We start from the raw sequence: 25133 nt of genomic DNA, 5'->3' as shown, positions 1-25133 counted from the left end.
TCAGTGGCCCGTCCCGAATCGCACGCCGATGGTCGTCAGCACGACGTTGACCGCGTACAGAGCGACGACGCAGAGCACGACGGTCTCGTTCACCGCCGTGCCGAGCCCTTTCGAGCCGCCGCGCACGGTCAACCCGCGGTAGCAGCCGACCAGCCCCGCGATGAGGCCGAACATGGCGGCCTTGACGGTCGCGATGACCACCTCGGGCAGGCCGGTGATCGTGGTGAGGGTGGCGAGGTAGGCGCCGCCGGAGACGTTTTGCAGATAGACACCGAACAGGTAGCCGCCGACCAGGCCGACGGTGATCACCAGGCCGTTGAGCAGGGTGGCGACCAGGGTCGCCGCGATCACGCGGGGAACCACGAGGCGGTGGATGGGGTCGATGCCGAGCACTTCCATCGCGTCGATCTCCTCGCGGATGGTGCGGGCACCGAGGTCCGCGCAGATGGCGGTCGAGCCGGCGCCGGCCACCACCAGCACCGTGGTGAGCGGCCCGAGCTGAGTCACGGCACCGATCGCCGCACCGGCACCCGACAGGTCGGCGGCTCCGAACTGGGCCAACAGCACGTTGAGCGTGAAGATCAGCAGCACGGTCAGCGGGATCGAGACCATGATGGTCGGCAGGAAGGCCACCCGCATGATGAACCAGCACTGTAGGACGAATTCCCGCCACTGGAACGGCCACCGGAACAGCGCTCTTCCGGTGAGCACGCACATCCGGAAGAACCCCCCGATGAGCGTCAAGGGCGTCTGCAGCTGGTCGCGTACGTAGCCGACCAGGTAGGGGCCCTGTCGACTCGTCGACGTTGAAGTCACCGCTGCCCCCTCCAGCCGATACCGCGGGCCTCAGGGCGCCGCGGCGGAACGTGTAGCACGCCTCGCCCCCTCGCCGCTGCGCGGCCGGGGGTGCCCCCACCTTGCCGCGACCCAACGTGTGTGACCATGGGCTCCCTACTGGCAAGTAGTAACGGAGACCACAGGAATGTACCCGATGGCCATGCACGTGTGAACTGCATCTGCACAATTAACCCTTCGTCAACAGCGGGCAAACGTTACAGTTTCCGTCAGCTTTCCTCTCTGCCAGTGAAACCTTCTGTAACAGAACGGTTTTCGTCGATATTTGCGGTGCCGTAACGGATCCGTAGCTCAGTCTTGAGCACCTTGCCGGCGGGGTTGCGCGGCAGCGCGTCCACGATCTCGAGCGCCTTGGGATGCTTGTACCGCGCGAGGCGCTCGCCCAGGAATTCGGCCAACTCCTCGAGCAGCAGCTGCTCGCCGGCGACCGCCGCCACCGCGATCGGCACCTCGCCCCACTTTTCGTGGGAACGCCCGATGACCGCGACTTCGACGATGCTGGGATGGCTGGCCAGCACGTTCTCCACCTCGGCGCAGTAGATGTTCTCGCCGCCGGAGATGATCATGTCCTTCTTGCGGTCCACCACCCAGACGTAGCCGTCGGCGTCCATCCGGACCAGGTCCCCGGAATGGAACCAACCGCCCGCGAACGCCTCCGCGGTGGCCTCCGGGTTGTTCCAGTATCCGCTCATCAAAGTCGGTGCGCGATAAACGATTTCACCAACTTCACCGACCGGTACGTCATTCATGTTTTCGTCGACCACGCGTGCGGCCACGGTCGGGACCACCTTGCCGACCGATCCACGTTTGCGGATCGCGTCTTCGCCCAGCAGCATGCAGGTGACCGGCGACATCTCGGTCTGCCCGAACGCGGCGAGGATCTGAGTTCCGGGGAACGTCGCCGACATCTCGCGCAGCAGCGCGTCGGGCGCGGGCGCCGCCCCCCACGACATCACCCGCAACCTGAGGTCGCGGGGCCGCGCTTTCTGCTCGGCGCAGACCGCCTGCCATTGCGCGGGCACCAGGAACAGGCCGGTGACCTTCTCCTCGGCCAGCACGTCGAGCAGTGGCCCCGGCTCGAAGGCGCCGAGCGGGTAGATCACCGTCGGGGTGCCGAGCAGCAGCCCGGTCAGCATGTTGCCGATGCCGGCGATGTGAAAGAACGGGACGCCGACGAAACCGACGTCGCTGTTGATGTCGGCGCCGTTGGTGTAGAGGCCCGTCATGGTCTGGCCCGTCAGGTTGGTGTGGGTCAGCACGGCGCCCTTCGGGCGGCCGGTGGTGCCCGAGGTGTACATGATCAACGCCGGCGAATCGTTCGGGATGTCGACGGGTTCGTGCGAAGCGCCGGGCTCGTTGATCAGGTCGTCATAGCCGAGCACGCTGTCGTCGCTCGCGCCACCGGCCACGATGATCGTGTCCAGCAGGGGCTCGACGTCGCGAACCCCGGTCGCGACCGGGGCGAGCACCGATTCGGTGATCACCACGCGGGCTTCGCAATCCTGCACCAGGAAGGCGATCTCGGCGGCGGTGAGCCGGAAGTTCAGCGGCACGGCGATCCCGCCCAGCATGTTGACCGCCAGCACCGACTCGACGAATTCCGTGCGGTTGAGCATCAAGACCATGACGCGATCGCCGAAGCCGACTCCCCGACGGCTCAGCGCATCGGCCAGCGCCCCGACCCGGCGCCACAGTTCGCCCCACGTCACGGTCTTCCCGAGGAAGCGCAGCGCCGTCGCGCCCGGCTGCATCAGGGCATGCCGTTCGAGCTGGTTCACCCAGTTCTGCCGCCGGGCCAGATACGGCTGCTCGGTTCCCTGCGTCAGATGGCTCGCTAATTGCGCGGTCAACCCCAGCCCTTCCCTTCACTCGCGCACCGCTTGCGCCAGGTTGATATTTGATAAAACATGGTGTTGTCTGGGTCACATTATGGCCTTAAAGCCCAGCTGACAAGCCCCGATATAAGTTTCAAACCAACCTCCGCGACGCCCCGAAAGCCCTGGCAGCCCCCGTGAACGCACCGATTTCCACGCGACTGAGGCGCCGACGGCCGCTGCGCCGGGCGCAGTTGTCCGACGAGGTCGCGGGCCACCTGCGGGCGGCGATCATGTCCGGGGCCTTGCGGCCGGGAACGTTCATCCGCCTCGACGAGACCGCGGCCGAGCTCGGCGTCAGCGTCACGCCGGTGCGCGAAGCGCTGCTGAAGCTGCGCGGCGAGGGCATGGTGCAGCTCGAACCGCACCGCGGTCACGTCGTGCTCCCGCTCACGCGGCAGGACGTCGAGGACATCTTCTGGCTGCAGGCCACCATCGCCAAGGAGCTGGCGGCCGCCGCCACCGACCACATCACCGACGCGGAGATCAACGAGCTGGAGCGCATCAACGAGGCGCTTGCCGCGGCCGTCGGCTCCAGCGATGCCGAGACCATCGCGGGCATCGAGTTCGCGTTCCATCGGGTCTTCAATCAGGCGAGCGGGCGGATCAAGCTCGCCTGGTTCCTGCTCAACGCCGCGCGCTATATGCCGGTGCTGATGTATGCCGCCGATCAGCAGTGGGGTGCGGCCGCCGTCGACAATCACCGCCAGCTGATCGCGGCGCTGCGCCGGCGCGATGCCGCCGCGGTGATCGAACACACCGTGTGGCAATTCACGGACGCGGCCGCCCGGCTGAACGAGATGCGGGACCGGACCGGGATCTTCGACTAGCCCGCGGCCAGCTGCTCGGCGCGCCGCTTGAGGCTTTCGGCAAGGTGGTCCAGGACGTTGTTGAGAAGCTGCTTGACCATCGGCGCCGGAACCGGCATCGAGGTCTCGACGTCGAGGTCCACCGTCAGCAAGCTCGACGTGCCCATCGCCACGACGCTGAACAGCTGCTCCTGCTTGGTGAAGAGGTCACCCTGCTGCAGCACGGTCTGGATCTGGTTTTCCCCCGGGTAATACACGGCCTGGATGAACATGCTCTGCATGCCCTGGTAGTCGGTGTCGAGCCGCAGCTGGCTGGGGCGCCCGTCGTCGTATCGGGCGAGCACCCAGAGGCCCTTGATCTCCTCGTTCCACTGCGGGTAGGCCTCGAAGTCGGCGACTATGGCCATGATCAAGGCCGCGTCGGCGCTGACCTCGACCGTCTTGCTCATAACGGGCATTGGCGAAGCATAGCCGGGTGGACGACGCGCTCCGGCAGTGCAGGCCGGGCCGCGGTTTCGCACGAAAGCCCCGGCCCCGCGGGCGATCTCAGCCTTATCGCTCCACGCTTGCCGACGACAGCAACGAGCGGACGGGTGCGGGGATCTCGATCGGCTTGCGACTGGACCGGTCGACGTAGACGTGTACCCAATGGCCCAGCGCGGTGATGGGCTGCGCCTGCTTTGCGTGCACCGCCCGGAACACGCCGAGCCGGTAGGTGACGCTGCTGCGGCCGAGCCGGGTCACCGCCAGGCCCACCGCGAGGTCTTCGGGGAAATGCAGTTCCGAGTAGTACCGGCAGCCTGACTCGGCGACGATGCCCAGCGCCGGGGTGGTCAACGGGTCCAGCCCGGTGCTGGTGTTGATCCAGGCGTTGATGGCGGTGTCGAACAATTGGTAGTACACCGCGTTGTTGAGGTGGCCGAACATGTCGTTGTCGGCCCACCGGGTTCCGACCGGCCAGAGCACGGGGAAGTCGTCGCTGGTGAGCCCGTCCGGCGCCGGTGGTACCACCGGAGCCGGCGAGGCCGGGGGTTCCGAAGCCATGGTTGTATTCCAACATGGTTCAGATTCGGGGGGCCGTGCTGGACCGGGTCGGTCTGCCCCGCCCATACGCCGATTCCCGGCCCATCCGCGTCGTCGATCTCGACCTGGAACCGCCGGGCAGCAACGAGGTGATGATCCGCATCGAGGCGGCCGGGGTGTGCCACTCCGATCTGTCGGTGGTCGACGGCAACCGGGTGCGCCCGGTGCCGATGCTGCTCGGTCATGAGGCGGCCGGAATCGTCGAGCGGGTGGGTGACGGCGTGACCGACCTCGCCATCGGCCAGCGGGTGGTGCTGGTGTTCCTGCCGCGGTGCGGTCATTGCGCGGCCTGCGCGACACAGGGCCTGACCCCGTGCGAACCGGGCAGCGCGGCCAACGCCGCGGGGACCTTGCTGGACGGCGACATCCGGCTCCACCACGCCGGCCACCGGGTGTATCACCACCTGGGGGTCTCGGGATTCGCGACGCACGCGGTGGTCAACCGGGCCAGTGTGGTTCCGGTGCCGCCCGACGTGCCGCCCGAGGTCGCCGCGCTGCTGGGGTGCGCCGTGTTGACGGGTGGGGGCGCCGTGCTCAACGTCGGCAATCCGCAGCCGGGTCAGACGGTCGCCGTTGTCGGCCTGGGCGGTGTCGGCATGGCGGCGGTGCTCACGGCGCTCACCTATGACGGCGTGCGCGTCGTCGCCGTCGACCAATTGCCCGACAAGCTGACGGCCGCCCGCGCCCTGGGCGCGCACGAGGCGTACACGCCGCAGCAAGCCGCCGACGCTCGGGTGAAGGCAGTCGTGGTCGTCGAGGCGGTCGGTCATCCCGCCGCACTCGAGACGGCCGTTGCGCTGACCGCGCCGGGCGGCCGCACCATCACCGTCGGCCTGCCGCCACCGGACGCGCGAATCACCCTGTCGCCGTTGGGTTTCGTGGCCGAGGGGCGCTCGCTGATCGGCAGCTACCTGGGTTCGGCGGTGCCCAGCCGCGACATTCCCCGGTTCGTCGCCTTGTGGCAAGCGGGCCGGCTGCCGGTGGAAGCGCTGGTGTCGTCGTCGATCCGGTTGGACGAGATCAACGAGGCAATGGACAACCTGGCCGACGGCACCGCGGTGCGGCAGCTCATCAGGTTCGATTAACCGCTATCGCGGGTGCAGGGGCGCGACGGGTTCCACCGCCGCGTCCGGCAGACGGTGTTCTTCGATGTATTCCCAACGGATTTCGTAACCCAGTCCGGGTGCCGACGGTATCTCGACGAACCCGTCGGGGGTGAGCGGATCGCAGGGCGACTTCAGATACGGCGGCGCGGCGTCGTAGCGAACCCCGGGCCCGAGCAGGCCGCGCTCGTAGTACTCGCAGACGTCTTCGCTGGTGGCACCGAGCACCTGCAGGTTGCCGAAGCCGCTCATATGCAGCTCGCACCGCATGCCGACCGCCTCGCACATCCCCGCCAACTTCATCACACCGGTAATGCCTCCGCGCAATACATCGATGCGGCTGATGTCGGAGGCATGGCGCAGGATCCAATCCGCCCGGGTGTAGATGCCGCCCTCGGCGATCTCGGGGGAGCAGATGGGGATGTCCAGTTCGTCGCCGAGTCGCCGGTAGGCCTCAACCCGGTACTCCGGGATCGGGTGCTCGTACCAGTAGAAGCCCAGTCGCTGCAGCTCGCGGCCGACCCGCAGCGCGTCCTCATGGGTGTGGTAGGTGCCCCAGGGATCGAACATCAGCACCATCTCGTCACCCACCGCCGCCCGAACCTCGCGGCACACCCTGATGTCCCAATCCACGTAGGACGGCCGCGGCAGGGCGAATTGACCTGTCGCGGGATTCCAGTAGTGATACGGGTGAATCTTGTAGGCGCCGTAGCCTTGACGCTTGCATTCGACGGCGTGGGCGGCGTACTCGTCGGGTGATCCGAGGTTGTTGAAACTGCTGGCATATGCCTTCACCCGGTCCCGCGCCCCGCCGAGCAGTTTGTGTACCGGCAACCCGGTGACCCGGCCGGCCAGATCCCACAGGGCCAGATCGATGACGCTGCAGACGTTTTCGGGCAGCTTCGCCGCCCACAGTTGCCGCCAGATCTCGGCCCTGTCGAACGGGTTCTGGCCGGCGAGCAGTGGGCTCAGGAATTGGGTGATCAGCGCCTGATCCCCGGGGAGCAGGCCGTCCTGGTCACCGTGGAAGTGACCGCCGAAGTAATAGCCCTCGATCCCCTCGTCGGTGACCACCTTGGTCACGGTCTGCACCACGCGGTAATCGGTCATCAGCTGGCCGAACGAGATTCGATCGACGAACGTTTCGAACGGCACCACCTCGAGGCCGGTGATCTTCATGGCAGCACATTCTGCCGATGCCCCGGACGCTCAGAGTAGAGGCGAAGGTCCCGTGCCCGTCGCGGCCGGGCCCCGCCAGGTCATCGGATCTGCACGCATTGTCCACCGTCGACGACGAGTTCGGAACCGGTGATGAACGACGCCTCCTCGGAGGCCAGGAACGCGACGGCGTCGGCAATCTCACGCGGCTGGCCGATTCGCCCGAAGGCCGACGACGCGGCGAGCCGCAGTTGGGTCGCGTCATCGAGCATCGGCGTGGCGATGGGACCGGGGAACACGGCGTTGACCCGGATGCCGAAGGGGGCCAGTTCGGCGGCGGCGTTCTGGGTCAGGCCGCGAAGCCCCCACTTCGCCGAACCGTACGCGGCGTGGTGCGGGAAGGGGCGGATGGCTCCGGTGCTGCAGATGTTGACGATGGCGGCGTTCTGCGCCGCGCGCAGGTGCTCCAGCGTCGCATGAATGCCGAGGAAAGCGCCGAAACAATTGACCCGCCAGGAATTCTCGAACCCGTCGGCGGTCTCGTCGGCCAGCGAGGCGCGATGCAGCACGCCGGCGTTGTTCACCAGCGTGGTCAGCGCCCCGAATCGGCCGATCACGGTATGCACGGCCGACTCCCACAGCGATTCGGAGGTGACGTCGAGTTCGATCGCAACCATCCCGTCGTCTCCCGATTCGTCGACCAGGGCGGTCAGCTCGCTGGCCCGCCGATCGCATGCGGCGACCGAATACCTTTCCCTGCGTAGCCGTTTGGCGATCGCCCAGCCCTGGCCGCCGGCGGCACCGGTCACCAATGCGACGCGTTGATTCATGATGAGGTGACCTCGGGGGAGTCGGACAGGCCGCGGCTGGTGACGAACTGGCAGCGCCGGCGCCGGAAACGCCACCGCCCATCGTTGCGGATCAGTTCGTCGTCGTAGAGGGCGGGGCGCAGGTGCAGGTCACCCGCGCGGACGAACAGCACCTGCGACCGCGCCGTCGCGGTGTCGCCGTCCACGTGGATCCGGTTGACCCCGGTCAGGTGCAGCCCCCGCGGGGCGTCCCGGAACATCTTCCCGATGCCGTCGTGGCCGGCGAAAACCCGTCCGTAGACCAGGAATTCGGCGTCCGCGGCGAACAACGCCAGACAGCCGTCGACGTCTCCCGCGTCGAGCGCGAGGGCGTAGTCGACGATGAGCTCACGGACCGCGGCCCGGTCATCCGTCATGCTTCGCCTCGCGCAGGTGCTCCGCGGCTCCCCGGCGCAGCGCGTGCGATTCGGCCGTCAGGGTGATCATCGACAGCCCCAGCTTCGCCATGGCGCGGCCCGTCGTGCCGTCCCCGGCGTGGATGCCGGTCACCAACCCGGCGGCGGTGGCCGCGCGGTGGATTCGCACGATGGCATCCAGGACGGCCGAATCTTTCGTCGCGCCAACCACGTCCACGCCCAGTGAAAGCGCCAGATCGGCGGGGCCGACGTACAGCCCGGCGAGCCCGTCGACGGCGCAGATGTCGTCCAGTCCGGACAGCGCCGCGGCCGTCTCGATCATCGCGAACACGCTCACCCGGGACTCCAGCGCGGCGGTGTCGCGGCCCAGGCCGGCGCGCAGCGGACCGAAGCTGCGGATGCCCGCGGGCTGGTAGCGGGTGGCGGCCACCGCCGCGGCGGCCTGGTCCGCCGATTCGATCATGGCGATGACCACCGCGTCGGCGCCGGCGTCCAGCACGCGGCCGATCGGGGCCGCGTCGGCGTTGGGCAGCCGCACCACGGTGCCGACGGGCAGGTGCTCGGTCCGGCGCAGCATCCCGGCGATGTCGGCGTCGTCGAGGTAGCCGTGCTGGGCGTCGAAACCCACGTAGTCGTAACCCGCACCGGCGAATTCCTCCGGGCCGAGCAGCGTCGGCCCGGTGATCCAGCCGCCCCATATCGGCCCGCCGCGGTTCAGGGCGCGCTGTAACGCGCTCTGTGAACTGCCCGGCACGCTCACTGTCCGATCGCGATCTTGACGCGCTCGGGAACCGGGCGGCAGGCCAACTCGAACGCACCCTGGACGTCGTCGATGCCGAACGTGTGAGTCAGGTAGGTGGCGAGCAGCTCGGGATGTTCGGCGGCGAACTTGCCCGCGAGTTCCAGCATCCGCCGCCGGTCAAGTGTCACACCGGATTTCAGCGTCAGGTTGTTGCGCAGCATGGCGCGCATGTTGATTGGGTAGGCGTCGTCGTCGGCGACGCCGAAGTAGAAGATGGTGCCGCCGGGCGCGGTCGCGTCGACGGCGTGGCCCAGTGTGGCGACCTGGTGACCCACGGCCTCGATGACGATGTCGGCGCGGTCACCGGCCGCAAGCCGGCTCGCCCAGCGGTCGCTGGTGGCACGCACCGGCTCGTCGACACCGAATGCGGTTGCCAGACTTGACCGATCGACGGGGTCGACTCCGGTGACGCGCCGCGCACCGGCCGCCTTCGCAACGTAGGAGAACAGCAGGCCGATGGACCCCTGGCCGATGATCGCCACATGCTTGCCGGCGAGATCCGGCAGCTGCTCGCAGGCGTAGAGGACGCACGCCAGCGGTTGCAGGCCGACCGCCTGCGCCGGGGTCAGCGCCGGATCGTACGGCGCCAAGCCGTCGCCGTTGCTGACCACGCGTTCCATCATGCCGTCGAACCCGGACGCCCAGCCGACCACGCAGTCGCCGGGACGGTGCTCGGGGTGTCGGCTGGCGATCACCTCGCCGGCGACTTCGTGGATGGGAAAGCCGTCCTTTTCGGCCGCACTGGCCCCGTCGTCACCCGGAAGGCGGCCGCGGGCACCGCGGAAGGCCGGCAGATCGCTGCCGCAGACACCGGCGGCCATGAACCGCAACAACACCTGGCCCTCGGCGAGGCGCTCGGGCGTCTTCTCTGGAAGCGTTGTCCGCTCGAACAGGTAGGGGGCGACGATCCGGTAGGACCACACGTCAGACCTCCACCGGGATGTTGTTCCATCCCCATTGAAAGCTGGAGGGCAGCCGCTTGGCGGCCTCGGCCTGGATCGCGTAGTCGGGCACCCGACGCAGCCATTCCTGCACCAGCACATCGACTTCCAGCCTGGCCAGGTGGTAGCCGATGCAGAAATGCTGACCGCGGCCGAAGGCCAGCGATCGGCGGATCGGCCTGTCCCAGACGAATTGGTCGGGCTCGGGGTATTCCCGCTCGTCGCGGTTGGCCGAGGCGAGCAGGGTGATGACGCGCTGTCCGGGCCGGATGGTCTGGCCGTGAATGGTGAAGGGTCGTCGCGCGGTTCGGGCGAACCACTGCGCCGGCGCACAGAACCGGATCATCTCCTCGCGCGCGACCGGCACGTTGTTTCTGGGGTCGGCGCGGACCGCGGCGAGTTGGTCGGGTCGCTGGTTGAGCTCCCACAGGCCGTGGGCGACGATCTTGGGCACCGTCTCGGTGCCTCCGATGAAGATGCACAGCATCTGGGTCGCGACTTCGACGTCGTCGAGCGGGCTGCCGTCGGGCAGGCGGTAGCCGAGCAGGCCGTCCACGACGCCGAGCGGCCTTCCGGACCGGTCGCCGCGGCGGCGCTGCACCACCGGCAGCAGGTACTGGAAGTAGTTCGGCCGCGCTTCGGCGGTGTCCACCCCGACACCCGGCTCGGCGAGGCTGCCCGCGTTGACCGCGGCCAGCACCTCGGGCGCGAGATCGGTTGAGATGCCCAGCAATTCGCATACGACGGATGCCACGACAATGCCGCCGTAGTCCTGGGTCAGGTCGAAGGAACCGCGGGGCAGCAGCTCATCGAGGCGTTCGTTGGCCAGCTCGCGGATTCTGGCCTCCCAGCCGGTGACGGCCCTGGGCCGCAGCGGCTGGGAGTGCGCGCGCCGGATCTCCGCGTACAGATCCGTGTCGAACACCGCGTGAAACGGCAACGGGTGCAGCGGCGGGTCGTCCACCGGGCCGGTGTTGTGCGTGGCCAGAACCGATGCCGCGGGCAGTGTCCCCTCCGAGGCGACGAACGTCCCGTCGTTGACTTCCAGCACCTGCCAGATGTCCTCGAAGCGGGACAGCGCGAAGGTGTCCCACTGCGGCATGTAGTACACCGGATGATGGTCCCGCAGGATTCGGTAGTAAGGCAGGGGGTTCGCCATCACCTGCGCGTCGAAGGGGTCGTAGGCGAAGGGCGCGGCCTCTTGCTGCCGCATCACTGCAGCGGCGACGGCGGTAGAGCCTGCAGGATCGAATCCTCCCAGCCGTCGCGCAGGGCGGGCGCCACGCTCATCCAGGTGACGATCTCGGCGGGTGGGCTCTCCTTCCACGAGGGGTAGTGGTTGGCGAAGCATTCCCAGCCGCCGTCCAGCGCCCAGTAGTGGATCACCTCGTTGTAGCGGAAGGTCGTGGTGAACGAGCCCAGCCAGCGCTTGCCGGTGCGTTCCGACCATGGGACGTAGAGCCGCTCGAGTTCGCGGATGTAGTCGTCTTGGCGCCCCGGCTTGGTTTGCATGATCTCCTGGATCACCAGCGGCGCAGCGAAATTGGCTTCGCGCAATTGGGCAAGGGTCCTGTTGCTGGGGCCGGGGTACATGATTCGCCCCTCCCCCGCGGCGCCGATGTCGGCCAGAAAGGCGGACCATTTACCGGCGGCGGCCTCGTGACTGCCGCCGCGGGCCTGGGCGGCCCCGATCCGCGCATAGTCGGCGAACCCGTCGATCTCCCAGATGATCGTCACCTGCGGCCAGTGGCCGTTGTAGGGCGTGGTCTCCCAGATCGCGAACAGCCGGGCACCGGTCTCTTCCATCATCGGAAGGTAGGTGTCGGAGAACACCTCGGTGAAGCGGTCGCTTCGGCCGGAGCCGAGCGAGATGGTCTCGTGCAGATAGAGCAGCGTGTGGCGGTAGTACTTCTTCATCGGTCGAGCCGGACCAGGCCCGAGTCGCCGCGCCCACAGGTCGCCAAATCGCAGAGCAATGTCTCCGTGGAATACACGGCGTGACAAGCACTCCCGGCCGCCGCCAGCGCGTGGCCCTTGAACCTTCGCGCGGCCGCGCTGAGCGCGTACTGCGCCCTGGCCACCCCGCGGTCCACTCGTGAGGGCCACCCGGAAGGCGCCTGGCCCCACAGCGCGACTTCGGTCAACCGGTCGTCCAGCGACGTGAGCACCTTGGCGCGCACACGCGCATCCGCGGTGAACGCCTCGGCGCTCACCGCCAGGCTCTCGCTCGTCGAGCCGGGCGCCGTCGAGGCCAGCCACTCCTCGAGATTCCGCGCCTGCACGCCGAGGATCCGCAGGGCGCGCGCGTCGCCGTCATTCGGCAGCAGCACCGTCACCTGCCAGCCGGCCATCGCGCGGTCGTAGAGCCAACCTCCGGCCGATTCGACGACGTCCAGCGCGCTCGCCGCAATGACGTCGAGCCGATAGCGCAGACAGTCCCGGTCGGCACGGCTCGCCCGGGCGGCGTAGACCCGGCTGCCTTCCCTGATGTCGAACGTTGACGTGACCATTCAATCCGTTCCTCACCGCCGCACCGAATCCGTGCATTGGCGTTTACCGCAACGCTTGTCCTGGGCTGGGCCGCCTGAGACGACTCACCGGACAGCGTGACACTTGACAGAAAATTTGTAAAGGTGCGACCGGTGGTCACGAACCGCGGCGCGCCTTGAGTTCGGCGAGCACTTCCTCGGTGTGCTGCCCGAGTTCCGGTGCCGCAGAACGCGGTGCCCAGGGTGTGCCGTGGAAATCGGCCGGTGTGGCCACCATCGGGACGCTCGATTCCCCGTCGGGCACGTCGACGATGCCGCCCGCCGCGTGAAACTGCTCGTCGGCGACGACGTCTTCGAGGCTGTTCACCGGCGACCAGAAGAAATCGGGTTCGGCCGCAAAGGCCTGCGCCCATTCGTCGAGGGTGCGGGTGGCGAAGATGGCGTCCAGCTCGGCGATCAGTTCCGCCGCGTTGACGAAGCGCGCGTAGGCGTCGGCGAAGCGGGGATCGTCTAGCCACTCCGGGTGGCCGACGGCGCGGCACAGCGGGGGCCAGTGCCGATCGCCTTCGAGCCCGACGATCCAGAATCGCCGCCCATCGGCGGTGGCGTAGTTGTTCATGCAGGGATTACCCATCGACTCGCGTTGCCCGATCGCGATCGGTTGGCCCGTGAGCAGGTAGGTGTTCAGGTCGAAGCTCACGGTGTAGGCGCCCTGCCGATACAACGAGGTGCTCACCAGCTGGCCGGTCCCGGTGCGGGCGCGGGCAACCAGCGCCGCGCAGATGGCGGCCGCCAGCGTCATGCCGGCCGAATGATCGCCCATGCCACCGCGCTGAAACGGCGGCGTGTCGCCGGGCCGGGTGAGCAGATGCGCCACCCCGGCGCGCGACCAGAACGCGGCCACGTCGTAGGCGGCCCGGTCCGCATCGGGTCCGGTCTCGCCGTATCCGGTGATCAGCCCATACACCAGGCGCGGGTTGCGGGCGGACACCGATTCGAAGTCGAGCCCCAGGCGTTGCAGCGCGCCGGGCCGCACGTTGGTCACGAAAACGTCGGCGCCGGCGAGCAATTCGAACGCGGTGTCGAGGTCCGCCGCCTCCGCGAGGTTCAACACGACGCTGCGCTTGGAGCGGTTGTCCATCTCGAAAGGCGGGTTGACCCCGAGGTCGCAGCCCAGCATCCTGCCGAACAGGCGCCCCGGGTCGCCGCTGGGCGGTTCGATCTTGATGACGTCGGCCCCCCAGTCGGCCAGGATGCCGCCGGTGGCCGGGCCGGCCACCCATACCCCGAGCTCGACGACCGTGACGCCCTCCATTGGTCCCGCCATGGCTACGTTCCTACTCTGCACTCTTCGAATGTCACGCCAGCGTGGCGCTGCATGGTGAGTGCCACGCTAGCGTGACGTCGGGTGGCGTTTGCGTGCGACGGAAGGAGCGCCATGAGCCTGGTAGCCGGACGTGGTCCGCTCAGCAGTGACCCGGCCGGGCGATTCTCGCCGCCGCTGCCCGCCGACGTCGTCTTCATCGAGCCTCATCCGCGCCGCGTGCAAGCGATCCAGGATGGGCGGCTGGTGATCGACACCGAAGGGGCGCTGCAGGTGCACCGGCGGGGCCAGCCGCTCAGCTACGTCTTTCGGGCAGACGAGGTCGGTGACCTGCCCACCGAACCCGAGCCCGAGGCGCCGGGCTTCGTCCACGTGCCCTGGGACGCCGTCGACACCTGGCTCGAAGAGGGACGAGAACTCGTGCACTACCCGCCGAATCCCTACCACCGAGTCGACTGCCGTCCCACCAAGCGCCGCCTGCGGGTTTCGGTCGCCGGCACGGTGCTGGTGGATACCGACGACACCGTGATCCTATTCGAGACCTCCTTGGAGCCAAGGCTTTACGTCGATCCGCGGCACGTGCGCACCGACCTGCTACACCGTTCGGAGACGGTGAGCTACTGCAACTACAAGGGTTTCGCGACATATTGGTCCGCGGGCAATGTCGACGACATCGCGTGGAGTTACGCCGATCCGCCGCCGGAAAGCCTGCCCATCGAAGGGTTCTTCAGCTTCGACCTCGCCCGCGCCGACGTGATCGCGGAGCTGCCGGTCAGCCGCCGTAGCTAGACGTCGCAGCTCAACATTTCGGGGTGCGTCGACCGTTCCGCGTCGTTCGAGACGCATCCGCGCGGGCCTGGATACCGGCCAGCAGCATGTCGAGGGCGCGGTCGAAGTCCGCGGCCATCGATGATTGTTGGCTGGTGGATGCGAGGGCTGCCAGGTGGGGGTGGTCGGCGCCCGCCAGGCGTCCGATGCGGCCGGCGGCATCGATGTTGGCCTGCTCTTGAGCGCCCACCGCCGCGGGGCCGGCCAACTCCACCTGCGCGGCCCCCATGATCAGGCTGAGCACCCCACGAAAGGCGGCCAACAGATCGTGGTCGGCAAGTCCGCCACGGACCAGTGCCGCGACGAGCTGTTCTGCGGGCGCAAAGCTCTCGTTCGAGACGGTGCGGCGGGTCAAGACCAGCGGGACAGCGTTACGGTGACGGCGCATTGATTCCCATACGGCGATCGCGATGGATTTCACATCAGCAAGCCAATCGTCGGACGGTGCAGGTAGTTTCACGTCGGCCAGCACCGCTTCGGCGACCAGAGCCTCGAGTTCCTCTCGATCTTTGACGTAGTTGTAGAGCGTCATCGGCCCGGTACCCAGGGCGGTTGCCAGCGAGCGCATGTTCAGCGCGCTCAGCCCGTCGCGATCGACGATCCCCATTGCGTGTGCGCGCACTTCAGAGACGGTGAATCGTGCCCGGATAGCTCACCTCCCGCTTGGGACCCCTTGACACGTACAGCGTACCTAACGTAGACCGTATACGTACAACGTACGTATACGATCCAGGGAATTTTCATGAGCACTAACATCGCCACCACCACGGTGTCATTTACTTCGCAAGGCGTTCGGTGCACGGGCTGGCTGACCCTGCCGCGCGGCGCCGGCCCCCATCCGGGGGTTGTGCTCTGCCACGGCCTCGGCGCCACGCACGGCATGCTGATGTCGCAATACGAGCAACACTTCGCCGATGCCGGCGTGGCGACACTGGCCTTCGACTACCGGCACACCGGCGCTTCGGACGGTTCACCACGGCAACGCTTCAGCATGCGCCGACACCAACAGGACGTCGGCGCTGCGCTGGACTATCTACATCACCACGACAGCATCGACTCCCAACGAATCGGCTTGTGGGGCACCAGCCTCGGCGCGATGCATGTGCTGCGGCAAGCCGCAGCCCGGCGCGATCTTGCTGCCGTGGTCGTGCAGTGCCCGATCGTCCATGGACCGGCAACACTGGCCCGCGGCGGCTGGCGGCCCGCTCTCCGCGCGACACCGGCGATCCTCGACGATGTGCTTCGACGGATGCGGGGCGCCGCCCCACGATATGTCCCCATCGTCGGCGAACCGGGCAGCCTCTCTGCAGTCACCATCCCCGGCGCTCTCGCCGGCTGGTACTCCACCGTGCCCGCCGGCACGACCTTCGACAACCGCATCGCCGCCGCCGACGTCATCGGGATCGGCATGACCAGCGCCAAACACGGCGCCGCGAGGATTACGGCTCCACTGCTGGTATGTGTCTCCACACGAGAGACCCTCATGAACCCGCGCCATGCCGCGGACGTGGGACACCGCGCGCCGTCCGGCGTCGTGCGGCACTACGACGGGGATCACTTCCAGATTTATCACCCGCCCTTACTAGGGGAACTGCTCGCCGATCAAACCCAATTCCTTCAGGAGCACCTGAATGTCCAAAGCAGTTAATACCCTGCAGGACAACGACGCTCGGCTCGTCGGATTTCTCAGTACTCTCACCGCAGACCAGTGGTCGCAGCCCAGCCTGTGCACAGACTGGAGCAACCACGAAGTCCTGGCCCACCTCGTCGTCGGCTACTCAGCCACGCTGCCGTCGATCGCGGCCGCGATGTTGCGGCACCGGGGTTCATTCGACCGCACCAACTCCTCAATGGCCCGCGCGTTGGCGGCACAACAGGACCCGCACACGCTGATCGATGACCTTGCGGCATTGACACAGCTTGCACGAGGCATCGGTCGCGTCTTTCCCAGGCGACTGCTCCTCGGTGATCACGTCATCCATGAACTGGACATCACCTACTCGATCGGCGCAGACTCCGCGATTCCCCGGGCAATACTCGCTGCCGTTCTCGAAACCGAGGTAGCAATCCCGAACCCGTTCGTCCCAGCCTCGAAACGCGCACGAGGCCTGAACCTCATCGCTACCGACACCACCTGGTCACACCCCAATGATGGACCAACGGTCACCGGTGAAGCCGGCCACCTTGCCTCAGTGCTGGCCGGCCGGCCCTGGGCGCTAGGGCATTTGACCGGTGATGGAGTCGCGGTACTCGCCGGCCGACTTGAGCAATCGCCAAAGTCCATCCCGTGACGCGCTATTGACTGTTGAATCCCGTTGGCGTCTCGCCGCCCATGGCGGCCAATCACCAGTCGGTGACGGGCGGTAATTGATTGATCTTCTCGACCGCGAGCTGCCGCCGTGCGGTCACGTTCAGTTTGATGAATACCTTGCGCAAGTGGTACGCGACGGTGTTCGGACTGATGAACAACTGGGCGCCGATCTCCGAATTCGTGGCCCCGCCGGCGGCCAGCGCGGCGATCTGCGCCTCACGCGGGGTTAGACCCGAACCGTTTCGGGTGTCGGCCTTTTCGCGAATTCGCACGCCGGTGGCTTCAAGCTCAAGCCGCGCGCGCCTGGCAAAAGCTTCCATTCCGTTGGTCGTGAACATTTCATAAGCGGGCCGGAGCTGGGTTCGGGCGTCGAGCGGCCGTCGTTCTCGACGCAGCCACTCGCCGTAGACAAGTCGTGCACGCGCGGCGGCCGGGCGCAGCTTTGTGCGGTCCATCCGCTCGATCGCCTCGCGGTAGAACCGTTCCGCGGACCCGCCGCTGCTCACGAGTGCCCGCGAGCACGCGTAAGTTCCCAGGGCCCAATCTGTTCCAGCAGCCTGCGCGCTCTCTTCAAGACAGGCGAGAGCATCACGCGCGTCGCCGGTTTGCCCGCAACGAGTTGCCGCCTCTATCAACTCGGGTAGCAAGAACGTCGTCCACAGTTCTTCTGCGTGCCCACACCCTTGTCGGGCCGCCACGAAGGCCTGCTCATAGTGGCCCAACCCGTTGTACAGGAGCGCGGTCGCCAGTTCGATTGACGCCAAACCCATTCCCTCACCACGGGCTAGCGCATAGTGTTTCCCTGCCTGCGCCAATCGTGCAGTTTCGGTTTGGTCGCCTTGCCAGGCCGCAAGCGGAAGTGCCGCGTAGGGAAAGACCGTCGTAGCCGTCGACGCCGTGATCGAGTCGGCCTCGGTGATCAGCTGGCGGGCGGCGGCGAAATTTCCACTCCAAGTCAGCGCCGCTGCCAGCGAGTGCAACGCCACGGGCAACACGCGTTGGTCTTCCGCCGCACGGGCGAGCCCGACTTGTCGAGCCGGCAAGTGTAGCCACGCGCGATCGTCCCAAGCGTTGATGGCGCCGTGGCAGGCAAGCCAGAGCCAACGCGTCCCGCCCTCGACGCTTGGCCCCTCGGCGGCACAGAATCCGGCCAACGCGCTTCGAACCAGCCCGAGGCCCGCTCGGGGACCGGAGACGACCAGGGCCGTCAACCCATCCAGTAGGAGGTCTGCCGGGCTCTGCGGTCGCCGTGCCGCGGGGGCTGCCCCGGCGGCCCTCGCCACTTCCAACACGGCACCGCTGCCGGCGAGACGGCCCGCGAACAGGACCGCCGATAGCGCCTCGAGATACAGTTCGCGCGCGGCCTGCGCATCGTGCGGCGCGCATTCCTGGGCCAGCGCAGTCAACGCGGTAGCGGCGTCGCTGCCGCACTTGGACGTGAACATCATCTCGCCGCGCAGCGCGGACGGTAGGGCACCGATTTGCCCCAGCATTGAGATCCGCTCCGAGGGGTGCATCAGTGCACTCGCCGACGAAGCGGTGGCCGCAGGTCAGTGCGGCCGGTCGGCGGGGCGACAAGACCGGACTTAATGACTTCGCGCCCGCCCCGGCTTCGGGCGTAAATCATGTCCGAAAGCTTATCGGCTGTGGGTCAGGGACGCCCTTTGTGCGGATGCCAATCCGGTCCGCTGAATTTGCGGCGGGCACGGTCGTCGATCGCACGCGGACTACCAGGTCTTGAGGATTCTGCGTTGGGTCGCGGCGAGTCATCATCGAGGTGAGCCGGGCGTACCAGCCCATCCCTCATTCGTGCAGCTTGGAGGCGGCAGCATGACCACCGTTCGTGAGGCGATTCTCGACCTGCTGCGCGCACACAACTTGACCACCATCTTTGGCAATCCGGGCTCGTCGGAATTGGCTCTGCTGCAGGACTTCCCAGAAGACTTCCGCTATGTGCTGGGGCTCCAGGAGATGGTGCCGGTCGGGATGGCCGACGCATACGCACAAATCACCGGACGACCCGCATTTGTCAACCTGCATACCGCCCCCGGCATGGGTAACGCCCAGGGCCAGCTCTACAACGCTTTCATCAACAAGACTCCGCTGATCGTGACCGCCGGAAATCAGCGCCGCACGATGCAGAACCAATACTGTCTGCTGACCAACATAGAGCCCGCTTTGGTGCCAAAGCCCTTCGTGAAGTGGGCGGCCGAACCCGCGATCGCCAGTGAGGCTCCCGCCGTGCTGGCCCGCGCCATCCATCTGGCTACCACCCCGCCGATGGGTCCGGTGTTCGTCTCGCTGCCGATGGATGACATGCCGGTCCAATTCGACGACGGCCAGGCCACCGATGTTGCTGCCGTGCGGGACCGCTCGGTGACTCACACTGCGGGCTTTTCCCCCCAACTCGCCGAGCAGATCGGCGCCCGACTGGACTCCGCGAAATCGCCGGCGCTAATTGTGGGCGGCGACGTCGAGCGTTATGGCGCGTGGGACGCGGTGATCGCGTTGGCGGAGCGCACCCAATCGGCCGTCTGGACGGCGCCACTAACGGGGTGGAGCGGATTTCCGGAGAATCACCCGCTGTATCAAGGCATTTTGCCGCCCGGCGCGGGCTGGATCTCTGAGATGCTGACCGGACACGACCTACTTCTAGTGATCGGGGCACCCGTTTTCCGGTACTACCCGTTGGTGCCGGGACCGTATCTCCCCAAGGGTGCGAGCCTGATTCACATCACCAACGACCCTGACGAGGCCGCGCGCGCCCCCGCCGGGGACGCGATCGTCGCCGACGTTGCCAGCGCGGCCGCCGCACTGCTCGCGGCAACCAAGCCCACCCAACGGCCGGCACCCGCGGCGCGCGCGCCGATCCCGGACCTGGACAATTCACAGACGCCGCTGCGCCCCGAAGCGCTATGGACGGCCGTCGGCCGGGGCGCGCCGACGGAGACGTTGTGGGTCAGCGAGGCGGGCAGCAACGAGGTCGCCATTACGAACAGCATTCGACCCGGTCATCCGTTCTCGCATCTTTCGGCGGCCGGCGGCGGACTGGGTTTCGGACTGCCCGCGGCCGTCGGTGCTCAACTCGCGGCCCCCGACCGTCCCGTCGTCGCGCTGATGGGGGACGGTTCGATGCATTACGCGATTACCGCGTTGTGGACCGCGGCGCAGTACCAGATCCCCGTGACCATCGTGGTGGCTTCCAACGCGGAATACGGTGTGGTCAAAGAATTCGGCGGATGGGAAAAGACGCCAGGGGTGCCCGGGCTCGATCTACCGGGGCTCAATGTCGTGGCAACAGCGGCCAGCTATGGAGTCGACGCCCATGAGGCGCACACCACGGACGAGGTCATCGAGTTGCTGAGAAGCGGCGTCGCCGACCGGCAGCGACCCACCCTCATCAACGCACGTACGACTCCCGTCGGGGTTTGACACGGCGGCAGTCATCGCCGAGGCAGCCGCCTGGGCTCGAAATAGATTGGAGCCGAGTGCCTTTGGAGCGAAGTAAGCTCAGCTCGCCAGGCCGACGATCGCCAGCATGAACAGCACCCCGCCCAGGGTGCATCCCAGGGTCACCGCGGTGCGAGGTCCCGCGTGCGCCCTCGGCAGGATGTCGGCGCTGGCGAGGTACATCAGGAAACCGGCGAAGAATCCGAGATACAGCTCGAGCACGCGATGGGGGATTGTCACGGCCAGGGTGAGCGCCGCGCCGGCGACCGGGGCGACCGCGTCGGCGGCCAGCAGTGTCAGCGCCCGTCGACGGTCGTTTCCGTACAGCGATGTGATGGTGTAGGTGTTGAAGCCGTCCGCGAAATCGTGGCCGATCACCGCCACCGCCACGACGACGCCCGCCGCGGCCCCGGCTTGAAAGGCGGCCCCGATGGCGAATCCGTCCATGAGGCTGTGGCCGATCAGCCCCGAAGCGGCGAGGATCCCGACGCCGGGCGCATCCGGATCACCCGAATCGTTCGGCCCATGACCGCGATGGATGCCGACGGTGTGTTCGATGACATGCAGCACCAGGAAGCCGAGAACGAAGGCCACCAGTGGAGCGGGTATGCCGAACAGGCTCCATGGCGTCTGGCTCATCGCTTCCGGCAGCAGGTCGAAGGCCACCGCGCCGAGCATCAGACCGGCGGCCAGGCCCAGCACCAGGTAGCGGTAGGAGCCGATCCGCAGCGCCGCGTAGCCACCCAGCAATGTGGTGATGAACGAGCCCAGGGCCACGAGAACAACCACTGCGGGCCTACCTCTCTGCGACCGGTACTCGGTGAAAAGGTAGCGCCCTCGGAGAGGCTTGGCGCGCCGGAACGCGAGGAAGCTATCCGCCGTAGCTCGGGCGGCCCAGCTTGAGCTGGTGCTGGGCGATCATGTTGCGGAACACTTCCAGGGTTCCGCCGTAGATCCCCAGCGGCAGCGCGAGCCGGTAAAGGTGTTCTGCGGCACCGTCAGTGGCGGAGCCTTTAGTTTCGGTGGGCAGCGCCGACGCGGGCCCCAGAATGTCCATCAGATCCGGGGTGATGTCGCGCATCGTCTGTGCGACCGCGACCCGCCCGAACATCCCCGGCGTCGACAGCGCGGCCTCCATCCGGGCGGCGCTGCGGCCGAGCCGGTATTTCACGGAGTCGTCGTCCAACGGCCGCCGCCCGTCGGGGCCGGGGTCAGCGACGACGGCCGCGACCGCGTCGACCACTTCGGCCATCAGGTCGCCGTGCGCCGCCATCGCGGCAATGTATTGCAGGCCATGGTCTTCCGGGTCCACGATGCCATGCTCGGAGTCGAGCGCCGCGCGCATCACCGTCCAGCCGCCGTTGACTTCACCGATGCGGTAGAGGTCGTCGACGCGGACGTCGCTGTAGTAGACGATGTTGGTGCGGTCACCGTCCAGGGTGCGGATGCCCTGGATTTCGACGCCCGGCGAGTCCAGGGGCACCAGAAACATGGTCAGGTTGCGGTGTTTCGCGCCCTGAGGGTCGGTGTTGGTGAGCAGAAAGACGTACCTGGCGTTCTGCGCGTTCGACGTGAACATCTTGGCGCCGTTGATGATCCACGCGCCCCCATCCCGCACCGCGCGCGTCTTGCAGGTGGCGACGTCAGAGCCGCCCTCGGGCTCGGTGTAGCCCAGACAAAGCCGGATCTCGCCGGACAGCACACCGGGCACCACCTTGTCGGCGAGCTCCGGCGCCCCGAATTGCCGCACCAGCCGGGCGACGACGGACGTCGTGCCCCAGTGATACCAAGGCGTATGGGCCCGGGCGATCTCGAGTTGGAAGATGCGCCGACGGACCGGGTTGAATCCCCCCTCGGACTCCAGCTTCCAATCCGATGCGAGGTAGCCGGCCTCACCCAGCGCCAGATGCACGTGCTCGTCGAAGTTTTCGCCGAATTCGACCTGCCGGTGGAGCACTTCGTCCGTCACGAGCTTGGCGATGAGCGCGCGAGTCTCGTCGCGGAAGGCCTGGTCCTCGGGCGAGAGTTCGACGCGGGAGAAGTCCATCAGGCCGCGTCGATCACGAGGGTACGGAACCGGTCGAGAGTTTCGAGCGCGTGCGCCATGCTGTCGCCGGGGAGATGGACGCTGACCCACGTCACGCCCAGCTTCGCCAGCTTCTCCAGGCCGTCAACATAGGCGTCGGCGTTGAATTCGTCGTCGGCGGGGCTGCCGCCCTCGAAGTTGGTGAAGGTGATGTCGATCGTCGACCAGTCCCTGCCGGCGGCATCGCACCGGCGCCGCAGGTCGTCGATGCCGTCGGTGAGGCGCGCCACCGAGTCGATGACGGAGGTGCCCGCCGTCTGGGCCAGTTGCGGTGGGGCGGGGAAGGGACACCAGCCGTTACCGTACTGCGCCACACGCTGGCGCGCCGACGACGTGTTGCCGCCGATCCAGATCGGCGGATGCGGGTCGCTGACGGGCCGAGGGTGCGCGGTGATCCCGCGGGCGCTGAAATGCTTTCCCTCGTAGGTGATGTCGTCGCCGGTCCAGACCGCCCGGATCACCTGCAACGCTTCCTCGAACAGCTCGGCCCGCTCGTCGTAGCTCACGCCGAGCGCGGCGAACTCACGCTTGAGGTAACCCACACCGACCGCCAGGGTGAACCGGCCGCCGGAGAGCAGATCCAGCGTGGCGCCAGACTTGGCCACCACGAACGGGTTTCGATACGGCAGCACCACGATGTTGGGGATGAGCCGCAGCGTGGTCGTCGTGGCCGCCGCGAAACCCAGCGCGACAAAGGGATCCAACGCGTCATGCCCGCCGGCTTCCAGCCAGCGCTGCGACGGCGCGGGATGATCGGTGAACCCGAACCCGTGAATCCCGGCCGCTTCGGTGGCCGCGGCCACCTTCCCGATGCCGTCCCCGCTCACCAGCTCCGGGTTGTACGGGTGGCTGTGCATCGGGTGGGTGATGGTGAACTGCATGACAGCGACCGGTCGTTAGAACCGTGCGCGGGAATCGATGGCCGTGTCGGTGGTGCGCAGCGGGCGGATCAGCGCCTCCTGGGCGAAGGAACACAGCAGCTCCCCCTCCTCGGAATGCACGGTGCCGCGCACATACGACATGCCCGCGCCGACCTGGGTGCTTTCGTGGGTGTACAGCAGCCATCCGTTCCAGCGCACCGGCTCGTGGAACGCGACGGAGATGCTCATCGGTGCGGTGGACACCGTCAGGTGCGCCTGGGCGGTGCCGATGCCCGAGTGTGCCCGCATCGTGGTGGAAATCCCGAGATGTCCGGTGAAGTAGGCGATGAGCGCCTTGGCCAGGTCGTCCCGTTCCGGGATCGGGTCGTAGTGCAGCCAGGCGTAGAGCTCCGGCGGCCCGACCTCGTCGGGGCTGTTGACGTCGACGACGTCGACGAGGCGCAGTTCCCGGCCGGCCATCGGCATTGGCGAGTGGTGGGCGTCGCCGGGCGCGGCCACGTCGGGGCGCGGCAGGTGGTGGCGGATGACGTCGGCGGTTGGGACGTCGGCCAGCACCGTGATGCTCAGGCAGCGCCGCCCGTTTTGGTGCACGGCGACCACCGCGGTGGCGGTGGACCGGCCCTCGGCGACGACGTCGAGGACGAGCTCGATCGGCGGCCCCACGGTCACCGCTCGCGAGAACACCGCGTGCGCCGAGCGCACCGACTTGTCCGGGAATCGCTTGGCCACCGCGACGATCGCCTGGGCGAGCACCTGGGTGCCCTCCACCACTTGCCGTTCGTCGCCGGCGGCGATCCCGGTGTCGCCGGTGAACCGGTCCTGCCCGTCTGCCTGCACGTCGAACAGGTCCAGCAGGCCCTGCACCGTCCACTCGGTCTGCTCAGATTCCGTGGTCAAGTCGCACTCCACCTCTCGCGCCAGCAGCTCAGGGCTCAGCGTGACACTTTGAGCAGGATTTGTAAAGCTTGGCTAACAAGACTGCGGCCCGGTGAATCGGCTGTCCGAGGAAATACGCAGGGAGGCAACGTAATCGGGCACCGAGACCAGGACCTTGGAGGCCGCTTTCACCCAGTTTGCAGATACCCGCTACGACTTCGGCATCGATCCGCAGAACTGGACGCCGTCTCGCGGGAACCCGCCCGGTCACGAGATTGACACCGGTACCCGCGGTGCATGACACTTTGGCGGTGTTTTGTAAAGCGGAAGATGCGGTCAAAGGCAGTAGCGGATGATTCCCGAACCGCTGGCCAACGGCTTCTGCTTCGGCGAGGGCCCGCGCTGGTTCGAAGGCCTGCTGTGGTTCTCCGACATGCTGGGCGAGGCGGTCCACACCTCGACCATGGGCGGCTCGCTGACCACGTTGCCGCTGCCCGGGCACTGCCCGTCGGGCCTGGGTTTCCGCCCCGACGGATCGCTCCTGATCGTCTCTGCCGAAGACCGGAAGGTGTTGCGTTACGACGGTGAAACGGTCGAAACCCTCGCCGATCTCGCCGAACTGACACCGGTCAACCTCGGTGACATGGTCATCGACGACGCCGGCCGTGCGTACATCGGCTGCCAGGCTTTCAGCTGCGGCGCCATCATCCGGCTCGATCCGGACGGCAGCGCCGTGGTCGTAGCCGAAGACCTCGACTTTCCGAACGGAATGGTGATCACACCGGACCGGCAGAAGCTGATCGTCGCCGAGTCGGTCGGCCGGCGGCTGACCGCGTTCACGATCGGTCCGGATGGCGGGCTGGCCGAGCGCCGCGTCTTCGCCGACGGCCTGGACGGGCCACCCGACGGCATCGCGCTCGACGCCGACGGCGCGGTCTGGGCCTCGATGACGCTGGCCCACCAGTTCGAGCGGATCGTCGAGGGCGGCGCCGTGACCGACCGCATCGACATGGGTGAGCGCGTCGCCATCGCCTGCGC

At 67.4% G+C, this 25133-nt stretch carries 26 protein-coding genes; 7 read left to right on the top strand and 19 right to left on the bottom strand.

Annotated features, from left to right (window positions below; genetic code table 11):
* Together A5711_RS01945 and fadD5 are read right to left on the bottom strand one after the other, a co-directional pair.
* Complete coding sequence (locus A5711_RS01945; protein WP_066949488.1) at positions 1 to 816, bottom strand: ABC transporter permease; 816 nt, start codon at positions 814 to 816, stop codon at positions 1 to 3.
* 248 nt (positions 817 to 1064) lie between these two features.
* Positions 1065 to 2705, bottom strand: a complete 1641-nt coding sequence (fadD5, locus tag A5711_RS01940) for a fatty-acid--CoA ligase FadD5 (RefSeq protein ID WP_067943537.1) — start codon at positions 2703 to 2705, stop codon at positions 1065 to 1067.
* Between the two features lie 161 nt (positions 2706 to 2866).
* Between fadD5 and A5711_RS01935 the strand changes: the two genes are divergently transcribed.
* Positions 2867 to 3559: a GntR family transcriptional regulator gene (locus tag A5711_RS01935; RefSeq protein ID WP_067943535.1), complete on the top strand. Its 693-nt coding sequence runs from the start codon at positions 2867 to 2869 to the stop codon at positions 3557 to 3559.
* On the opposite strand, the gene A5711_RS01930 is transcribed toward A5711_RS01935, so the two are convergent.
* Both A5711_RS01930 and A5711_RS01925 read right to left on the bottom strand, forming a co-directional pair.
* Positions 3556 to 3996, bottom strand: coding sequence for an SRPBCC family protein (locus A5711_RS01930; protein WP_067943533.1), 441 nt, complete (start codon positions 3994 to 3996; stop codon positions 3556 to 3558). The two genes, A5711_RS01935 and A5711_RS01930, sit on opposite strands and share 4 nt — an antisense overlap.
* 94 nt (positions 3997 to 4090) lie before the next feature.
* Positions 4091 to 4582, bottom strand: a complete 492-nt coding sequence (locus tag A5711_RS01925) for a thioesterase family protein (RefSeq protein ID WP_067943531.1) — start codon at positions 4580 to 4582, stop codon at positions 4091 to 4093.
* 14 nt (positions 4583 to 4596) lie between these two features.
* Here A5711_RS01925 and A5711_RS01920 point away from each other — a divergent pair, with 14 nt between their 5' ends.
* Positions 4597 to 5706, top strand: a complete 1110-nt coding sequence (locus A5711_RS01920) for an alcohol dehydrogenase catalytic domain-containing protein (protein ID WP_067943552.1) — start codon at positions 4597 to 4599, stop codon at positions 5704 to 5706.
* Between the two features lie 3 nt (positions 5707 to 5709).
* On the opposite strand, the gene A5711_RS01915 is transcribed toward A5711_RS01920, so the two are convergent.
* The 9 genes from A5711_RS01915 to A5711_RS01875 all read right to left on the bottom strand — a co-directional run bounded on the left by A5711_RS01915 (position 5710) and on the right by A5711_RS01875 (position 13666).
* Positions 5710 to 6903 (bottom strand): enolase C-terminal domain-like protein, encoded by a 1194-nt coding sequence (locus A5711_RS01915; RefSeq protein ID WP_067943529.1) that lies wholly within the window; start codon positions 6901 to 6903, stop codon positions 5710 to 5712.
* A gap of 80 nt (positions 6904 to 6983) precedes the next feature.
* A complete protein-coding gene (locus A5711_RS01910) occupies positions 6984 to 7712 on the bottom strand; it encodes an SDR family NAD(P)-dependent oxidoreductase (RefSeq protein ID WP_067943527.1) in 729 nt (242 codons plus the stop codon).
* Positions 7709 to 8107, bottom strand: coding sequence for a nuclear transport factor 2 family protein (locus A5711_RS01905; protein ID WP_067943525.1), 399 nt, complete (start codon positions 8105 to 8107; stop codon positions 7709 to 7711). Before A5711_RS01905 ends, A5711_RS01910 begins: the two co-directional genes overlap by 4 nt.
* On the bottom strand, positions 8097 to 8861 hold the full coding sequence (locus A5711_RS01900) for an HpcH/HpaI aldolase/citrate lyase family protein (protein WP_067943550.1): 765 nt from the start codon (positions 8859 to 8861) through the stop codon (positions 8097 to 8099). The genes A5711_RS01905 and A5711_RS01900 overlap by 11 nt, the downstream gene beginning before the upstream one ends.
* Positions 8862 to 8863: 2 nt before the next feature.
* Positions 8864 to 9832 carry a zinc-binding dehydrogenase gene (locus tag A5711_RS01895; RefSeq protein WP_067943523.1) on the bottom strand — a complete coding sequence of 323 codons (969 nt, stop codon included), beginning with the start codon at positions 9830 to 9832 and terminating at the stop codon, positions 8864 to 8866.
* 1 nt (position 9833) lies between these two features.
* A complete protein-coding gene (locus tag A5711_RS01890; protein WP_067943521.1) occupies positions 9834 to 11063 on the bottom strand; it encodes a cytochrome P450 in 1230 nt (409 codons plus the stop codon).
* Positions 11063 to 11767 (bottom strand): NIPSNAP family protein, encoded by a 705-nt coding sequence (locus tag A5711_RS01885; protein ID WP_067943519.1) that lies wholly within the window; start codon positions 11765 to 11767, stop codon positions 11063 to 11065. The genes A5711_RS01890 and A5711_RS01885 overlap by 1 nt, the downstream gene beginning before the upstream one ends.
* The gene (locus A5711_RS01880) at positions 11764 to 12360 is read right to left on the bottom strand and encodes a hypothetical protein (RefSeq protein ID WP_067943517.1); all 597 of its coding nucleotides are present in this window, start codon (positions 12358 to 12360) and stop codon (positions 11764 to 11766) included. The genes A5711_RS01885 and A5711_RS01880 overlap by 4 nt, the downstream gene beginning before the upstream one ends.
* 136 nt (positions 12361 to 12496) lie before the next feature.
* Entirely contained in the window at positions 12497 to 13666 is a 1170-nt protein-coding gene (locus A5711_RS01875; protein ID WP_067943516.1) for a CaiB/BaiF CoA-transferase family protein, read from the bottom strand.
* Between the two features lie 111 nt (positions 13667 to 13777).
* Between A5711_RS01875 and A5711_RS01870 the strand changes: the two genes are divergently transcribed.
* Complete coding sequence (locus tag A5711_RS01870; RefSeq protein ID WP_067943514.1) at positions 13778 to 14452, top strand: DUF427 domain-containing protein; 675 nt, start codon at positions 13778 to 13780, stop codon at positions 14450 to 14452.
* Positions 14453 to 14462: 10 nt separating this feature from the next.
* Here A5711_RS01870 and A5711_RS01865 read toward each other — a convergent pair whose 3' ends face one another.
* The gene (locus tag A5711_RS01865; RefSeq protein WP_369829916.1) at positions 14463 to 15098 is read right to left on the bottom strand and encodes a TetR/AcrR family transcriptional regulator C-terminal domain-containing protein; all 636 of its coding nucleotides are present in this window, start codon (positions 15096 to 15098) and stop codon (positions 14463 to 14465) included.
* 135 nt (positions 15099 to 15233) lie between these two features.
* Between A5711_RS01865 and A5711_RS01860 the strand changes: the two genes are divergently transcribed.
* Positions 15234 to 16139, top strand: a complete 906-nt coding sequence (locus tag A5711_RS01860; RefSeq protein WP_067943511.1) for an alpha/beta hydrolase — start codon at positions 15234 to 15236, stop codon at positions 16137 to 16139.
* On the top strand, positions 16123 to 16782 hold the full coding sequence (locus tag A5711_RS01855) for a maleylpyruvate isomerase family mycothiol-dependent enzyme (protein ID WP_067943509.1): 660 nt from the start codon (positions 16123 to 16125) through the stop codon (positions 16780 to 16782). The genes A5711_RS01860 and A5711_RS01855 overlap by 17 nt, the downstream gene beginning before the upstream one ends.
* Before the next feature lie 52 nt (positions 16783 to 16834).
* Here the strand turns inward: A5711_RS01855 and A5711_RS01850 are convergent, their stop codons facing one another.
* Positions 16835 to 18295: a helix-turn-helix transcriptional regulator gene (locus A5711_RS01850; protein ID WP_067943507.1), complete on the bottom strand. Its 1461-nt coding sequence runs from the start codon at positions 18293 to 18295 to the stop codon at positions 16835 to 16837.
* Between the two features lie 337 nt (positions 18296 to 18632).
* Between A5711_RS01850 and mdlC the strand changes: the two genes are divergently transcribed.
* Complete coding sequence (mdlC, locus tag A5711_RS01845; RefSeq protein ID WP_067943505.1) at positions 18633 to 20234, top strand: benzoylformate decarboxylase; 1602 nt, start codon at positions 18633 to 18635, stop codon at positions 20232 to 20234.
* Positions 20235 to 20312: 78 nt separating this feature from the next.
* Here the strand turns inward: mdlC and A5711_RS01840 are convergent, their stop codons facing one another.
* The 4 genes from A5711_RS01840 to A5711_RS01825 form a co-directional block, all read right to left on the bottom strand.
* Positions 20313 to 21041, bottom strand: coding sequence for a ZIP family metal transporter (locus A5711_RS01840; RefSeq protein WP_067943503.1), 729 nt, complete (start codon positions 21039 to 21041; stop codon positions 20313 to 20315).
* Between the two features lie 82 nt (positions 21042 to 21123).
* The gene (locus A5711_RS01835; RefSeq protein WP_067943501.1) at positions 21124 to 22299 is read right to left on the bottom strand and encodes an acyl-CoA dehydrogenase family protein; all 1176 of its coding nucleotides are present in this window, start codon (positions 22297 to 22299) and stop codon (positions 21124 to 21126) included.
* Positions 22299 to 23219, bottom strand: a complete 921-nt coding sequence (locus A5711_RS01830; RefSeq protein ID WP_067943498.1) for an LLM class F420-dependent oxidoreductase — start codon at positions 23217 to 23219, stop codon at positions 22299 to 22301. The genes A5711_RS01835 and A5711_RS01830 overlap by 1 nt, the downstream gene beginning before the upstream one ends.
* 15 nt (positions 23220 to 23234) lie before the next feature.
* Positions 23235 to 24116, bottom strand: coding sequence for an acyl-CoA thioesterase II (locus tag A5711_RS01825; protein WP_067943548.1), 882 nt, complete (start codon positions 24114 to 24116; stop codon positions 23235 to 23237).
* 331 nt (positions 24117 to 24447) lie between these two features.
* On the opposite strand from A5711_RS01825, the gene A5711_RS01820 reads away from it, so the two are divergent.
* Positions 24448 to 25133: SMP-30/gluconolactonase/LRE family protein (locus A5711_RS01820; protein WP_067943496.1), on the top strand; the 686-nt coding region annotated here is incomplete at its 3' end.

It is taken from the genome of Mycobacterium sp. E2238, from assembly GCF_001672665.1.
Lineage (GTDB): Bacteria > Actinomycetota > Actinomycetes > Mycobacteriales > Mycobacteriaceae > Mycobacterium.
Note: the sequence above shows the minus strand (reverse complement) of the source record. Positions and strands in the feature narration are given on the sequence as shown.

Coding starts and splice junctions, on each gene's coding strand:
- A5711_RS01930 (WP_067943533.1), bottom strand. CDS start 3,996: ATGCCCGTTATGAGCAAGACGGTCGAGGTCAGCGCCGACGCGGCCTTG.
- A5711_RS01925 (WP_067943531.1), bottom strand. CDS start 4,582: ATGGCTTCGGAACCCCCGGCCTCGCCGGCTCCGGTGGTACCACCGGCG.
- A5711_RS01920 (WP_067943552.1), top strand. CDS start 4,597: ATGGTTCAGATTCGGGGGGCCGTGCTGGACCGGGTCGGTCTGCCCCGC.
- A5711_RS01915 (WP_067943529.1), bottom strand. CDS start 6,903: ATGAAGATCACCGGCCTCGAGGTGGTGCCGTTCGAAACGTTCGTCGAT.
- A5711_RS01910 (WP_067943527.1), bottom strand. CDS start 7,712: ATGAATCAACGCGTCGCATTGGTGACCGGTGCCGCCGGCGGCCAGGGC.
- A5711_RS01905 (WP_067943525.1), bottom strand. CDS start 8,107: ATGACGGATGACCGGGCCGCGGTCCGTGAGCTCATCGTCGACTACGCC.
- A5711_RS01890 (WP_067943521.1), bottom strand. CDS start 11,063: ATGCGGCAGCAAGAGGCCGCGCCCTTCGCCTACGACCCCTTCGACGCG.
- A5711_RS01885 (WP_067943519.1), bottom strand. CDS start 11,767: ATGAAGAAGTACTACCGCCACACGCTGCTCTATCTGCACGAGACCATC.
- A5711_RS01880 (WP_067943517.1), bottom strand. CDS start 12,360: ATGGTCACGTCAACGTTCGACATCAGGGAAGGCAGCCGGGTCTACGCC.
- A5711_RS01875 (WP_067943516.1), bottom strand. CDS start 13,666: ATGGCGGGACCAATGGAGGGCGTCACGGTCGTCGAGCTCGGGGTATGG.
- A5711_RS01870 (WP_067943514.1), top strand. CDS start 13,778: ATGAGCCTGGTAGCCGGACGTGGTCCGCTCAGCAGTGACCCGGCCGGG.
- A5711_RS01865 (WP_369829916.1), bottom strand. CDS start 15,098: ATGGGGATCGTCGATCGCGACGGGCTGAGCGCGCTGAACATGCGCTCG.
- A5711_RS01860 (WP_067943511.1), top strand. CDS start 15,234: ATGAGCACTAACATCGCCACCACCACGGTGTCATTTACTTCGCAAGGC.
- A5711_RS01855 (WP_067943509.1), top strand. CDS start 16,123: ATGTCCAAAGCAGTTAATACCCTGCAGGACAACGACGCTCGGCTCGTC.
- A5711_RS01850 (WP_067943507.1), bottom strand. CDS start 18,295: ATGCTGGGGCAAATCGGTGCCCTACCGTCCGCGCTGCGCGGCGAGATG.
- mdlC (WP_067943505.1), top strand. CDS start 18,633: ATGACCACCGTTCGTGAGGCGATTCTCGACCTGCTGCGCGCACACAAC.
- A5711_RS01835 (WP_067943501.1), bottom strand. CDS start 22,299: ATGGACTTCTCCCGCGTCGAACTCTCGCCCGAGGACCAGGCCTTCCGC.
- A5711_RS01830 (WP_067943498.1), bottom strand. CDS start 23,219: ATGCAGTTCACCATCACCCACCCGATGCACAGCCACCCGTACAACCCG.